The 13,737-nt window shown below is 43.9% G+C and carries 12 protein-coding genes; 4 read left to right on the forward strand and 8 right to left on the reverse strand.

The window, feature by feature from the left end; translation table 11 throughout:
- Positions 1-3 precede the first annotated feature (3 nt).
- From H8S84_RS08145 to H8S84_RS08155, 3 genes are all read right to left on the reverse strand, one after another.
- Positions 4-996, reverse strand: coding sequence for a PstS family phosphate ABC transporter substrate-binding protein (locus tag H8S84_RS08145; protein WP_187066837.1), 993 nt, complete (start codon positions 994-996; stop codon positions 4-6).
- Positions 997-1,203: 207 nt separating this feature from the next.
- Positions 1,204-2,391 (reverse strand): porin, encoded by a 1,188-nt coding sequence (locus tag H8S84_RS08150; protein ID WP_317175432.1) that lies wholly within the window; start codon positions 2,389-2,391, stop codon positions 1,204-1,206.
- Positions 2,392-2,740: 349 nt separating this feature from the next.
- Positions 2,741-4,024, reverse strand: coding sequence for a porin (locus tag H8S84_RS08155; RefSeq protein ID WP_230407111.1), 1,284 nt, complete (start codon positions 4,022-4,024; stop codon positions 2,741-2,743).
- Between the two features lie 371 nt (positions 4,025-4,395).
- Here H8S84_RS08155 and H8S84_RS08160 point away from each other — a divergent pair, with 371 nt between their 5' ends.
- Positions 4,396-7,197: a TonB-dependent receptor gene (locus H8S84_RS08160; protein WP_187066838.1), complete on the forward strand. Its 2,802-nt coding sequence runs from the start codon at positions 4,396-4,398 to the stop codon at positions 7,195-7,197.
- A gap of 46 nt (positions 7,198-7,243) precedes the next feature.
- Positions 7,244-8,587 carry a T9SS C-terminal target domain-containing protein gene (locus H8S84_RS08165; RefSeq protein ID WP_187066839.1) on the forward strand — a complete coding sequence of 448 codons (1,344 nt, stop codon included), beginning with the start codon at positions 7,244-7,246 and terminating at the stop codon, positions 8,585-8,587.
- A 125-nt stretch (positions 8,588-8,712) separates the two neighbouring features.
- On the opposite strand, the gene H8S84_RS08170 is transcribed toward H8S84_RS08165, so the two are convergent.
- From H8S84_RS08170 to H8S84_RS08190, 5 genes are all read right to left on the reverse strand, one after another.
- The gene (locus H8S84_RS08170) at positions 8,713-8,889 is read right to left on the reverse strand and encodes a hypothetical protein (protein ID WP_187066840.1); all 177 of its coding nucleotides are present in this window, start codon (positions 8,887-8,889) and stop codon (positions 8,713-8,715) included.
- A gap of 119 nt (positions 8,890-9,008) precedes the next feature.
- On the reverse strand, positions 9,009-10,001 hold the full coding sequence (locus H8S84_RS08175; protein ID WP_187066841.1) for an AAA family ATPase: 993 nt from the start codon (positions 9,999-10,001) through the stop codon (positions 9,009-9,011).
- 139 nt (positions 10,002-10,140) lie between these two features.
- Positions 10,141-10,620, reverse strand: a complete 480-nt coding sequence (locus tag H8S84_RS08180; RefSeq protein ID WP_187066842.1) for a hypothetical protein — start codon at positions 10,618-10,620, stop codon at positions 10,141-10,143.
- 230 nt (positions 10,621-10,850) lie between these two features.
- A complete protein-coding gene (locus H8S84_RS08185; RefSeq protein WP_187066843.1) occupies positions 10,851-11,234 on the reverse strand; it encodes a hypothetical protein in 384 nt (127 codons plus the stop codon).
- 308 nt (positions 11,235-11,542) lie between these two features.
- The gene (locus tag H8S84_RS08190; protein WP_187066844.1) at positions 11,543-12,649 is read right to left on the reverse strand and encodes a hypothetical protein; all 1,107 of its coding nucleotides are present in this window, start codon (positions 12,647-12,649) and stop codon (positions 11,543-11,545) included.
- Between the two features lie 33 nt (positions 12,650-12,682).
- Here H8S84_RS08190 and H8S84_RS08195 point away from each other — a divergent pair, with 33 nt between their 5' ends.
- Together H8S84_RS08195 and H8S84_RS08200 are read left to right on the forward strand one after the other, a co-directional pair.
- A complete protein-coding gene (locus H8S84_RS08195; protein WP_187066845.1) occupies positions 12,683-13,006 on the forward strand; it encodes a 2Fe-2S iron-sulfur cluster-binding protein in 324 nt (107 codons plus the stop codon).
- Positions 13,007-13,112: 106 nt separating this feature from the next.
- Positions 13,113-13,706 carry a thymidine kinase gene (locus H8S84_RS08200; protein ID WP_187066846.1) on the forward strand — a complete coding sequence of 198 codons (594 nt, stop codon included), beginning with the start codon at positions 13,113-13,115 and terminating at the stop codon, positions 13,704-13,706.
- Positions 13,707-13,737: the final 31 nt, after the last annotated feature.

Genomic DNA, 13,737 nt, shown 5'->3' on the forward strand with positions numbered 1-13,737 from the left:
AACTTATTGTTTTTTAGCTGTGCCCTCAGCAAATTGCTTAAACTTCTCTTTCTGCTCTTTGTACATCTCTGCAGGCATTGGAATATAACCAACCTCCTGGCTAAGCTCAGCAGCACTGTCTAAGTAGAAGTTCACAAAATCTACTGTTGCAGGGCTTTGAGTTGCCTTAGAGCTTACATAGATGAACAGCGGACGAGAAAGCGGAGCATAAGAGCCGTCTTTTACAGTCTCTAGCGTAGGTGTGATAGCACCTTTGCCGTTATCGTCTTTCAAGTCGTCTACAGGTACAACTTTAAGTTTGTCTTTGTTCTCATCGTAGTATGCGTAACCGAAAAAGCCAAGCGCATTCACATCAGTAGACACGCCCTGTACCAGTACGTTATCGTCTTCACTGGCAGTATAGTCGCCACGGCTAGCACCGCTCTCGCCTACCACGGCTTCAGTAAAGTAGTCATAAGTACCAGACTCAACGCCAGGGCCATACAAGTGGATCTCTTGGTTAGGCCACTCCGGACGGATCTGGTTCCAACGTGTGATTTTACCTTGTGCAGCTGGCTCCCAGATTTTCTTTAGCTCGTCAATGGTGATGTCTTTTACCCAGTCATTCTCAGGGTTAACTACTACTGTAAGGCCATCATAAGCAACCGGAAGCTCTACATAAGAAATGCCGTTTTCCTGTGCTACGCTTGCCTCAGAATCTTTGATCGGACGTGAAGCGTCTACGATATCGATTTCGCCACGTGTGAATTTTTTAAATCCGCCACCTGTACCAGATACGCCTACTGTTACTTTTACATCCGGAGCCTCGGCACGATATTCTTCAGCTACTGCTTCTGTAACAGGGTAAACAGTTGAAGAACCGTCGATTTGGATACTTCCAGATAGATCACCGCCTGCACCTTCTTCGTTGTTGCCGCCACAGGAGCTGAACATAAGTGTTGCGCCTAGAAGAACCGCAGCATTAAATTTTACACTAGAAAGCTTAAAGTTTAACATAAGCCAGAGTTGGATTTAGTTTTTGATTATTTTTTAGTCTCTTAATTAATCTTACTTTTATCACCAGTTGGTATACTCTAATGGTTATCAACTAGTTGTATTTAGAGGCTTTGATGTACTTCACCTCCCTGTTTTGGACTGCAAAGAGAGACGAAAGCTTTCATAATAAGAAGCCTGCTATATTAAGTTATTGTTAAGCTTTTAGAATTACAGCGCCACTTCCATCTGTACCCTGAACAGAAAAGTGTTCTCTCTGCCAGGTGTGTCTTGTAGCGTTACATCACTTTGTACTTTCAGGCTATGGCCTACAATATACTTTGATAAGCCCAGCGTATATTGCTCTTGTGCATTTAAGCTGGTAACTTCATCAGGATTGTAAGTAGTGTAGCGACCTGCAATCTCCCAATTGCTCGGAAATAGGTAACCGGCCTGAATGTTAAAAGCGTTACCAGTTACAAACGTTTCCTCAACAGCACCCTCGTCTGTTCTAAGTACTACCGGTCCGTTCGGAGCTGATTTGTTAGCATATTCGCCCATAGAAGAGAAGCCTTTGTATTTAAACATATAATCCACAAACACAGTGCTTAGGTCACGCTGATCGCTAAGGAAGTCGCCAAGCTGGCCTCCTTCTCTAGAGGCATTGTCGTTGTAGTTGTATGCTGCAGCAATGGCAAGCTTTGGTGTCTCTTCGCGGTAGATGTCGCTGCCCACGTAAGCGCCACCACCTTCAAACTCGCCAAAAGGCATCACTTCAACTTTAGCAGTGTAATCATAGCCACCGGCATTGTTTACTGTTATGTCGCGGCCTTCGCCCATAGAAATGGAACCAGATTCACGGACAATGGCAGTACCTACAGTATGTGTGTGGTGTAATTGTAAGCCTGCGTCGCGGTCTATGTTAAAGCGGGAGTTAAGTAAGCTGCGGTCTACGAACTGCATTTTCTGAGAAGATATAATACGCTCTCGGTTGCCAGGCAGCTTTGTCTGACCTACCCACAATTCCCAGCCCGGCGCAAAGTTCCACATGGCTACCGCGTCAAGTATGATATTGTCAGCGTTATTAAATCTGGCAGGGTCGTCGTTTCCGATGTCGCTGTTGCTAAGGCCTAATTCTATTTTATATTCTAGCTTAGGAGAGTAAGCAAAACCTTCAAACTTAAGACGTGCTCTGCGGATCAGGAATCTGTCTTCTAGTTGCTCTGAAGAATTATTGATGGCGCCCTGGTAAAGCATCTGGAAACGTGTGCTGAATTTCAGGCTAAAAGAAGAGTCGGCGGCAATAAACTGTAAGCCTTTGCCAAATTTTGATTTGTTGATGCTTTGCGCGCTGGCAAGGTTAAATGAAGCAATACATAAGGTAAGCGCAACAAGTGCACCTAATCTTTTAATTAACACGTCCTTTTAATTTAGGGTGAGAAATAAATTAAAATCTGTTACGACGATAAAGTATAAATGGTAGTCTAAGTCACTTATACTTTATACTTTAAATTGAGAGTGAGGCAGAGCAGTTAGTCAGGCTGCTGTTGCTTTTGCTTTTGCTCTTAAATCGTGGTGCAAAATAACTGGATTAGTATTACTCCTTTATTACCTCAATGTTATTTTAATGTTAAGACACAGAACATGCTTGCTTATGAAACTTAGAATGGCTTTTACTGAAAATTGAGGCTAGTATAAACTAGAAAACAAAATAAGCAGGCCCATTGGCATTTTTGCTAACGGGCCTGCTCATTTAAGTGCCATGTAATTAGAAGTTAAACTGTGCCTGTAGCCTTAGCCTGTTGCCGTGTTGCCTGTTTAAAGGAACCTGCGCATTTTTAACTGTTCTGTCTTCTATTGAGTACATAGCTGTTAGTTCAAGATTCCTAACAATTTGCCACTCTGCACCTATCTCCGTTTGATACACCAAGTAGCTTGCTGCATCTTTCTCATGCTTTTTGCCGCCGTCGTAATACTGAACCCTCAAAAATGGTATCAATACTTGGTTGTTCAGTTTCATCATGTACATCGCCTGAGCATAGCCGCCGTGTAAGTCTTTAACCTTGATAGTTTTTGTGGCGGGGTCGTACTCTGGGCCTTCTCCGATATTATACTCTGCTTGAAACCCTAGTGGCTGTGGATAGATAACCAATGTAGCAGCTATTCGTTGATCGGTGAACCCTTCTTCCAGTTGATTTTCTGCCTCAACGTTTACGCCTGATGAAATTTGATCTTTAGTAACTACATACTTACCTGTGTAGGCCTGTATGCCGGGTTCTATAAATTGACCGTTCTTCAATTTAAAAGGGTAAGACACTCTGGCAACAACATGCAGGTCATCGTTGGCTTCAGGCTTATTTGCTGTTTGTCCGTTATAAACTCCGATGCCTGCCACGCCATAATCGCCGCTACCTTTAAGGCCAAGGCTTGTAAGCTCTTCAAATCGCCTTCTAATTTCTGATGGAGCATAATAAAAGAATACGCCTAGGTCACGCTCATTTGCAATGGCGCTGTTTATTCCGTCGTTACGGTCTAGTGGTAAACGGTTGCTGCTCGATTGTAAGTTCTCAAATCCATATGGGATTTTGCTCTGTCCCACTCTAAACCTATACTCTTTGTTCTTGTCGAGCGCTACGTCGAAGTATGCATCTCTGAGCTGGAAAAAGTTTAGTGTAGTGGAGCTTGGTGAGGAGGCAATGTCAGGCTGTATATATACAAATACCCGCTCGTGCACATTTCCGCTAAAGATCAAACGGGCTCTTCTGATAAACAAACCACCACCTTCACCGAGAGACTTATCGCATTGGTCGCACTTCAGGTCTGGGTTAGTCTCTAGCAGGCGGTTATATCTTATTTGAGCATACCCCCTGATAGATAGAATTTCATACCAGGCTTTTTTCTTGGCTGCTTCTGTTATTACAACAGGTTGTACTAGCGGTGTAACCACTATTGCATTAGTGGTATCAGTCTGTGCTTGTGCTTCTTTGAAAGTAGTTAAGCACATGGCTAAGGCAGTTGCTATAGCAATGCAGCCAAAATTTTTAAGCGTCATTTTGGGTGAGTTTAAAATAACAGTTCAAATAATCTGTGAATGAGAGAGTTAGTTAGGTTGCTCTAATTCGGTATGCAAAGAACGGGTGGTAATATTATCTGGATATTAAGCCAATGTTATTTTAATATTATCACTTGGCTTAGGCTAAAAAGCGCTATATCTGAATTCTTTCACAAGTTTTGCTGATACCAGAGTTACCTGATAATCGAGTTACTGGCAAAAATTCTAGCTGCAGTTAACACTGACTTAATTTTGAGTTAACGCTAACTTAAAGAAACAGCGTGATTCTTAACAGAAGAGTAATTTCTATGTAAAAATAGGGTAACCTAAGCGATCTACTTTTGCACCGAGACTAATAAACAGTAGATCAAATGAAATTCTTACTCACGATTCTCACCATTTTTGCCGCCGCAATTAGTGGTTTTGCCCAACAGGGTGTATTAAAAGGAAAAGTAACTGATAAAACAACCGGTGAAGATGTTATAGGAGCCGTTGTCTTTATCAAAGGTACATCAAAAGGAACTACCACTGACTACGAAGGTAACTACACACTACCCCTTGAGCCGGGTACTTATAATGTGTCGGTTACCTTTCTTGCTTATAAGCCTTTTGAAAGTGCCGGTGTAGCCGTAAAATCTGGCCAGCCAACTACACTTAATATACAGTTGGAAGAAAATGCTACACAACTACAGGCGGTTGAGATTGTAGGTACACGCCAGACAAACACAGAGATGGCGGTTCTGGAGTCGATTCGCCAGAGTGAGGTAGTAGTTAGCGGTGTAGCAGGTGAGCAAATTGCCAAGTCTATGGACCGCGACGCCGCTGAATCAGTAAAGCGTATTCCGGGTGTAACCATACTTAACGACCGTTACGTGGTGATTAGAGGTATGAACCAGCGCTACAATACGGTACTGCTGAACGATGCCCTTACGCCAAGTACAGAACCGGATCAAAAAGCTTTCTCTTTCGATATCCTGCCAACCAGCGTGATAGATCGCATTATGATCTATAAAAATGGTTCTCCTGAACTGCCTGGTGAGTATGGTGGCGGTATCATTAAAATCTATACTAAGAATGTGGTTGATGAGAACAAAACGTCCATTGGTGTTTCGGGTTCTTACCGCGTTGGTACAACTTTCAACAGCTTCCTGACAGACAGCAAAAGCAGCACAGATAAATTTGGTTTTGATAATGGCAAGCGTGCTTTGCCTGCCGGAGTGCCCGCTAATACAAACACAGTAGGTAATCAGGATGAGATAGCCAAGATTGGTAAACTATTCCCGAATAACTGGTCTCCTCTTTCGACAACTGCTACGCCAGATCTTCGCCTTTCACTTGGCCTAAACCGCCGCTTTGATCTTGGTAATATCAGAGTGAGTACTGTGTCTGCAGCGTCTTATAGCAATACACAATCTATCACAGAAGGTACAAGAGATACATACGGCGCCTTTGATGAAGCGGAAGGAAAAAGCTTAAAACTGCAGAGCTACAACGATAACATATATACTAATAATGCGCGTATAGGTGTGATCAGTAACTGGATGGCACGCCTGAACAACAATAATAAAATCGAGTTCAGAAACTTGTTCAACCAGCTGGGCAGCAATGAGGTACTGGAGCGTGAGGGTATAGACTTTGCGAACGATGATCAGCGTCAGCGTAACTACTCGCTGCGTTATGAGAGCCGTACGATCTACTCTGGTCAATTACAGGGTACACACGACTTCAACGACAACAAGTCTACCATTACATGGACAGGAGGTTACAACTACACCAACCGTAATGAGCCGGACTATCGCAGAGTGCGCACAGCAGACGATGATAACGACGGTACCTATCGTTTGCTCTTCCAGCCAATCCCGACCCTAAGAGATGCAGGCCGCTTTTACTCTGACCTGAATGAGCAGGGAGTAATGGCTAACGGACAGTTCGAGCATAGATTTACAACAGCAGACTCAGCGGCTGAGAATGCTCCTAAATTAAGAGTAGGCTTTTATGCAGAGCGTAAGAACCGTGACTACTCTTCCCGCTTCTTCTCTTTTGCGCCATTGAATACAGACACATTTGATGAGAGCATTACCTATAAGCCGCTAAACGAAATATTTGCTCCAGGCAATATCGGTACATCCATAGGCTGGAAACTGCTGGAAGATTTTAACCCACAAAACAATTACAAAGCTCAGAATACTTATTTGGCAGGCTATGTAGGTGGTGCCTCTCCACTAACAGAGAAGCTATCGGTATCAGGTGGTGTGCGTGTAGAGTATAATAACCAGGAGCTATCTACCCTAGGCTTCGACGGTAGCACCATTAACAAAGATAACCCGGTGCTGAGTGTGCTACCTTCAGCTAACTTCACTTACTCGCTTACACCTAGAGCCATGCTACGTGCCGGCGGAAGCGTTAGCGTAAACCGTCCGGAGTTCCGTGAAATTGCTCCTGCGCCATACTTTGACTTCGTGAATTTATTAGAGGTGAAGGGTAATCCAAATCTGGACATTGCAACCATCTATAATGGCGACCTACGCTACGAGTTTTACCCTAACCCAACAGAGCTTATTTCCTTTGGTGGTTTCTATAAATACTTCAATAAGCCGATTGAAACAGTTTTCCAGAATACGTCAGGTGCTAACTCCATCACTTTTGCCAACGCCAAGAATGCTTATAGCTATGGTGTAGAGACAGAGGTAAGAAAGTCACTACTAGATGTGTCAGAATCCAGCTTTGTGCAAAAACTGACGGTTGTACTAAACGCTGCATTTGTACAGAGCCAGGTAGAGCTGTCAGATGAATATGCTTCATTTCAGACAGGCAAACGCCCAATGGTAGGCCAGTCGCCCTATGTAGTTAACACAGGTGTTTATTACCAGGACGATGACCGTCAGTTACAGTTTAACGTGCTGTACAACATAATCGGCAAGCGCATCTTCGCTGCCGGTAGCAACCTAAACCAAACAGTTTACGAAATGCCTCGCCACCAAATCGACCTATCCTTAACGAAGGGTATAGGTGAGCATTTCGAAATAAAAGCCGGTATCCAGGATCTGCTAAACCAGAAAACGCGCCTGATACAGGATTCTAACGACGACCAGAAAATCACAGACCTTGACGAGTCTTTCAGGGCTTTTCGCAAGGGGCAGTACTCTACACTGGGCGTTACCTATAAATTTTAACCAAGAATAAACTTCTAAACCTTTTAACACTTTTTAACAAGCAATTATGAAAAAGTTACTTAATCTAGTGTTTGTAGCCTTGTTCTCTGTAGCATTTTTTGCCTGCGATGATGAGGAAACTACTACACCAACTCCAACAGGCTTACAGTTTACAACTGCCCAGGAAAATGGCATGACTGTAATCTCTGGCTCTACAGAAGAGAATTACACTATGAAGGCAGGTACCAAATACATGCTGAAAGGGTTTGTATATGTAAAAGATGGTGCAACGCTTACTATTGAACCAGGTACTGTTATCAAAGGCGATAAGGCAACAAAAGGTACACTAGTTATTGAGCGTGGAGGTAAAATCATGGCGGAGGGCACTGCTGCCAAACCAATCGTGTTTACTTCTGCACAGCCTGCCGGCTCTCGTGCGGCAGGTGACTGGGGTGGTATCATCATCCTAGGTAAAGCCCCGGTAAACCTTGGTGCTAACGCCATGATCGAAGGTGGTATTGATCGTGCTTACGGTGGTACTGATGCTGCTGACAACTCTGGTGTGCTGAAGTATGTGCGTATTGAGTATCCAGGTATTGCTTTCCAGCCAGATAATGAGATTAATGGTCTTACGATGGGTGGTGTAGGTTCTGGTACAACAATCGATTATGTGCAGATATCTTATAGCGGCGACGACTCTTTTGAGTGGTTCGGTGGTACAGTAAACGCTAAACACCTGATCGCCTACAAAACTGTAGACGATATGTTTGACACAGACAACGGATATTCTGGCAAACTGCAGTACCTGGTAGGTATTTCTGATCCTAATGTAGCGGATGCTTCTGGTTCTAACGGTTTTGAGTCTGACAACGATTCTCAGGGATCTGCAACTACTCCTGTTACATCGCCAACTTACTCTAACGTAACGCTTTTCGGACCACTTGGAGCTTCTTCTTCTCCAAACTCAAACTTTAAGCGTGCCCTGCACCTGCGTCGTAATAACAAGACAAAGCTGCACAACTCAATTGTATTAGGCTTCCCAACTGGTTTGCTGTTGGATGGTACTGCTACTGAGACGAACGCAACAAACAATGAGTTTAAGATCCAAAATACTGTAATTGCTGCCCCATCTGGTAAAGCACTTACACTAGTATCTGGAAGTACTTTCGATATCAACACCTGGTTTAATGCAACTGCTAAAGGAAACGCAGTAGTTAATGATGCTTCTACACTAGGTATAAACGGTGCTTACAATGCTTCGCCAAACTTTGTAAAAGCGACTACATCTGTAACTCCTAGCTTCACTGGTTTAGATAGCTTCTTTGATCAGGTTGATTTTGTTGGTGCTTTTGGTGCTAATAACTGGACTGCAGGTTGGGCGAACTTTAACCCACAGAGCACAAACTATTAAGACTCTAATGATACTGGTTGCACATGTATGGGTGAGAAACATCGTGGCAATCGTTAGCAGGGCGGCTTAGTCTCCCGCCCTGCGTGAAGCCCGCCAACTAGGCGGGTTTCTTTTTTTATCTGTGCTTAAAAAGTAACTGTAGGGGCATCGCCGCCGCAGGAACGTAGCACGAACACGATGATAACAATAATCAATACCAGCCCCAGGCAGCCTGCCCCAAGGCCACAGCCTCCCTTGCCGCCTGCTGTGCCACCACCAAAAAGTTTCCTCAGAAAGTATAGCTTTAGTAGTCCTCTCCACATAAATCCAAATTATGTATAAACAGTAACACCCAACCGGCTACCGGTTGGGTGTTACTGTTACGTTTTGGTATTGACTTACGTTTAGGGATAGCCTAGCAGGCTTTGCAGCTAGCTTATACTTAACTAATAGGTACTTTACGAAGTATGGCTTCGATAAAATCTTTTGCAGTAATACCGTCGGCCTCTGCTTCGTAGTTAAGTATAATGCGGTGGTTCATGATGTCATGCGCTACTTCCTTAATATCTTCTGGCAGTACATAGTCGCGCTCATCAAAATAGGCTACTGCTTTGGCGGCACGATTTAATGCTATACTTGCTCTTGGCGATACTCCAAACTGAATGTAAGGAGCAAACTCAGGCAGGTCATACTCAGCAGGGCGGCGTGTGGCAAATACCAACTCTATAATGTATTTCTCCAAGGTTTCTGAGATCTGCACCTGGTTTATGTCGTTGCGAATGGCAAAGATGTCTTCTTTCGAAAGTACTTTAGCAACAGAATCCTGAAACGACATGTTGGCCATCCGGCGCATAATCTCTAACTCATCGGCTTTTTTAGGATAATCGATGTATACTTTCATCATAAAGCGATCCACCTGCGCCTCCGGTAGAGGGTAGGTACCTTCGTGCTCTACAGGGTTTTGGGTTGCCAGCACCAGGAAGGGGAGGTCTAACTGATAGGTGGTTTCGCCAATCGTTACCTGTTTCTCCTGCATCGCCTCCAGCAACGCCGACTGTACTTTGGCGGGAGAGCGGTTAACTTCGTCGGCAAGTATAAGGTTGGCAAAAATTGGCCCTTTCTTCACCTCGAACGCTGAGGCGTTCTGGTTGTAGATCATGGTGCCGATCAGGTCAGATGGCAATAGGTCTGGTGTGAACTGAATACGCTGGAAGTCGAGCCGGAGCGCTTTGGAAAGGGAGTTAATAGTTAGTGTCTTTGCCAGGCCAGGTACACCTTCCAGCAAAATATGCCCTCCGGTAAATAGCCCGATCAGCAAGCGGTTTACCATGTACTGCTGGCCTACCACTGCTTTGCTTACTTCATCAAATACCTGCTTTATCTTTCTCTGGTGCTCTTTCACCTTATCTTCATACATCAGATCGTCTGCTGCCATGCTGCTTCAGAATTTTTAAACTCTTAAATATAGTAATTATTGTGCATCTGAGGGTAATTCACCTGTAAGTGCGCCACCGGAAATAAAAAAAGCACCTTGTGAGGTGCTTTAAAAGTATTTATGCAAGCTGTGGCAGCTGTTATGCAGCACAGTTCTGTAGTTGCGACTGTCGAGCGTGCTTAGCTTTTCTAACCATTTCAATCAGGTTGCTGATACCCTTTTCCTCGATCTCTAAAGGTAGAATCATTACACCGTCATGAGTTTTAATATGCACGCGGCGGTTTCGCGTCATAAAGAAAAGCATTAGGAAGAAGCCACTTAACAAAGCGAAGGAGTCGTTAAAGTATACCATAAATGCCATACCCATGCTCAACCCAAAGTATAGGCTATTGCCTGCTACTTTTACTTCCCAACCTTCAATATCCTCTAGTTTAATAGAAGAGAATCCTAGCTTAGTCCAGGCTAGTTTCCTCAGGATAAGACGATGAGTGGTAAGAGACAGCTTCTTGTCAACTGTTTGGATAAGGTACTGCTCTCCGTATTCCAGCTTTGAACTAGCTGTAGAGAGCGTAAAATTAAGTTTGCTTAACTTAGGATAAGGTCGTAAAGTCAGTATCACTGTGTTTTCGATAGATGTTTAATAGGTAGATTACAAAAGCGCTTAAATGGTTGCATGAATTATGGCGCAAAGATAAAATTTTTATAGTTATACTTCATTTTGTTGTAAAAAAAGTATTTTATATATGTGCAACTATATAGATAAAGCGAAATATAGCAATAAGTGTGCCGATAAAACAACAAAGCCTCCCTGCATTACAAGGAGGCTTTGTTGTTTTATGGAGGCTTTTGTTAATCGGTTAAATAGAAATCTCCCTCGTGGCCGTGTGCGCGTTGGTTCTTAAAGCGTGCAATATCAGCCTGCATGTTATCATAGATTTCCTGTATTTCTTCTGAGTCAGCTGTAAGTGGCTTTATATGTTCGCTCAAAAGTTTTGCCGCAAGTGGGTAAAACTTAGAGTCATCGGTGTTCTTAGCATTTACTTTAAATGAGCTAACAGCACTCTCCAGCTTCTTCAGGTCCGGATACTTACCCTTAAACTCCTGAATAGTATCCCGAAGCTTTTCCCGTATCATCAGATACACATCTTCTTCGAAGGTCATGCCGAAGTCGTCATCATCCTCGTCGTCGTAGTCCTGGGAAAAATCGTCGTCGTAGTCAAAATCGTCTCTCATGGCTGCTAGTTTCTGTTTTTTTATTTGGTAGTACGGGTTAAGTTTTGGTTTGTGTCGAAGCTTTTTGCTTTTCATCTGAAAATACAAGCTTCTTCAATATAATTACAAAGTGCTTTTACGCATTAGGAATGCATAATTAGCATTTCGCTGTATTATATGCAACAGGTTACGGACTCCCTATCAGAACTGTTTTTATGTTTTTCCCACAGACTTCTATAGCAGGTGCAAGATGAATGCTGAAAATGAGGCTGAAACAGAAAGCCCCGGCTAAAGTATAGACGGGGCTTTCTGTTAGATTCAATTCTATTTTAAGCAAATTTCCTGTCAATCAGGCGCAGCATTTTATTTACGTGCTCCTGTTTTTTGCTCCAGTCGTACTTTATGGCTACTTCCTGTGTAAAATATCGTTTGGCAGACTCGGCGTCGCTGTACTCGTCTAGTTGCTTCACTGTATTATAGTAAGTAAGGTTGTCCCCATCGAATAACTCGTTGATAAAACTAAAGCGCTGGTTAATAGAGATTGAATTCTTGAGCGAGTCTATCTTGCGGTTACTGTGTGCATCGGCAAGCGAAGCAGTGGCAGCCTTGCGGAAATTGTCATTTAATGTTGGACGTAGGTTTACTGTGTTTTCTTCGTCAGCCTCTTCGTCTTCTCTAAACATGGGCTTTGATACCGGTGCAGAGGCTTCGCGCTGGGCATTATGTATAGGGGCCACTACTTCCTTTTCGGCCACAGGGGCGGCTGGTGTAGCTACAGGAGCCGGCGCACTAAACGCAGCTGCAACAGGTGCAGGTTTATCCAGCACTTCGTCTTCGGATATGGCTAACAAAGTATTAAATTGCGTCAGCAGGCTCGACAGCGGTATGAGACTGCCTTGGTTAGCGTTTATATATAGCCTGAAGCGACTCAGGATATAATCTCTGTCGCGATTACCCGGTGAAAGCGTTTCTATAAAGCCGCCGAAAAGCTGCTTGTCAATGTCTACATACTTAAGATTATCCTGCAGCTTTGGCAATGTGATCTCTTCCTGGATGCGCAGGAATTTCTCTTCGAACGTAGCAACAGGATCCAGTATTACTTTAAAAGTATCAAAGATAGCTTTCTGCAGCAAGGGTTCGAAGGCATCTCGTTTCATCAGGATCTTGCGCGAAATCACATTCATGAAATTAAGTAAAGCCTCTTTTACCTCCTCGTGCTCATAGTCAAAGTATGGGCTGCGCAGGTTAGCCATCTCTTGGTGCCACTTTAGCAGGAGCTCTTTTATCACAAAAAGGTTAACCTGCTTTATAGGTGTAAAGCTGATCAGCTGAGGGCCGTTAAGGGAATCGTGCGTGGCAAAATGTCTGTCGCAAAGCAGATTTGCCAACTGTTTACTATACTGCTCTAGGTGTAATTGATTATATTTGTCTTCCATAGGAATCTCTTTCTTCTGTAAAGTTATAAAATTATGCCAATCTTGACGGTGCAAAACCTCTCCGATCTTAAAGTAAAGGTCGAGGAGGGGCAGACGCTGCTAAAAGCCATACAGGCACTGGGCGCGGACTGGATGCACGCTTGCGGAGGCAAAGGCCGCTGTACCACCTGCCGCATAATTGTTACGCAGGGCCTGGAGCACTTTGGGCCGCTTACAGATAGCGAGCTGCGCTACAGAAGCAATGGCCGCCTAAAGGATAACGAACGACTGACCTGCCAATGTACATTAGCAGACGGCGATGCCTTCGGAAATGTGCCGGAGCAAACCAAGTTGCCTCATATGAATTACAGCGGATAGGGAGGAACAGTAAACTAGAGAGCTCAGAAATTGAGGTTGAAGTGAAAAAACGATCAACAATTTAAGCATTCAACATTTAGCCATATAATTACCACATTACAAACCAATGTTTATTGAACCACGCGTAGGCAACGGAAAGCAAGCTACCAGAAGAGGATGGATAGAGGTGATCTGCGGGTCCATGTTTTCGGGAAAGACAGAAGAACTTATCAGGCGGCTGAACAGGGCCAAGATAGCAAAGCAGAAGGTAGAGATTTTTAAGCCTGCCCTGGATAAGCGTTACCACGACGAGGACGTTGTATCGCACAATGCCAACTCAATACGCTCTACACCCATCGATTTTGCCCAGGATATGTTGCTGCTGGGCGGTAGCTGTGATGTAGTGGGTATAGACGAAGCTCAATTTTTTGATGAGGGTCTTGCGGATGTATGTGCAAAGCTTGCCAATAGTGGTGTACGTGTTATTGCAGCAGGCCTGGATATGGATTATCTTGGAAATCCGTTTGGACCTATGCCGGCGTTAATGTCTGTGTCGGAATATGTAACTAAGGTGCATGCTGTTTGTGTGCAGTGCGGCGATATAGCGCATTATTCATTCCGAAACGCGGCCTCTGAACAACAGGTGCTGCTCGGTGAAACAGACTCTTACGAAGCCCGCTGCCGCCATTGCTTTGTAGAAGGAATGAAAGCCAAAAAATAGCTATTCTGTAGTGCCTATGCCAAGATAAAGT

The sequence above is a fragment of the Pontibacter cellulosilyticus genome (genome assembly GCF_014306105.1).
GTDB lineage: Bacteria > Bacteroidota > Bacteroidia > Cytophagales > Hymenobacteraceae > Pontibacter > Pontibacter cellulosilyticus.

Bases quoted from the DNA above. Each gene is read 5' to 3' on its own strand.
- H8S84_RS08175 (WP_187066841.1), bottom strand. From the start codon at position 10,001: ATGGCAGCAGACGATCTGATGTATGAAGATAAGGTGAAAGAGCACCAG.
- H8S84_RS08155 (WP_230407111.1), bottom strand. From the start codon at position 4,024: ATGACGCTTAAAAATTTTGGCTGCATTGCTATAGCAACTGCCTTAGCC.
- H8S84_RS08200 (WP_187066846.1), top strand. From the start codon at position 13,113: ATGTTTATTGAACCACGCGTAGGCAACGGAAAGCAAGCTACCAGAAGA.
- H8S84_RS08145 (WP_187066837.1), bottom strand. From the start codon at position 996: ATGTTAAACTTTAAGCTTTCTAGTGTAAAATTTAATGCTGCGGTTCTT.
- H8S84_RS08185 (WP_187066843.1), bottom strand. From the start codon at position 11,234: ATGAGAGACGATTTTGACTACGACGACGATTTTTCCCAGGACTACGAC.
- H8S84_RS08190 (WP_187066844.1), bottom strand. From the start codon at position 12,649: ATGGAAGACAAATATAATCAATTACACCTAGAGCAGTATAGTAAACAG.
- H8S84_RS08160 (WP_187066838.1), top strand. From the start codon at position 4,396: ATGAAATTCTTACTCACGATTCTCACCATTTTTGCCGCCGCAATTAGT.
- H8S84_RS08170 (WP_187066840.1), bottom strand. From the start codon at position 8,889: ATGTGGAGAGGACTACTAAAGCTATACTTTCTGAGGAAACTTTTTGGT.
- H8S84_RS08165 (WP_187066839.1), top strand. From the start codon at position 7,244: ATGAAAAAGTTACTTAATCTAGTGTTTGTAGCCTTGTTCTCTGTAGCA.
- H8S84_RS08195 (WP_187066845.1), top strand. From the start codon at position 12,683: ATGCCAATCTTGACGGTGCAAAACCTCTCCGATCTTAAAGTAAAGGTC.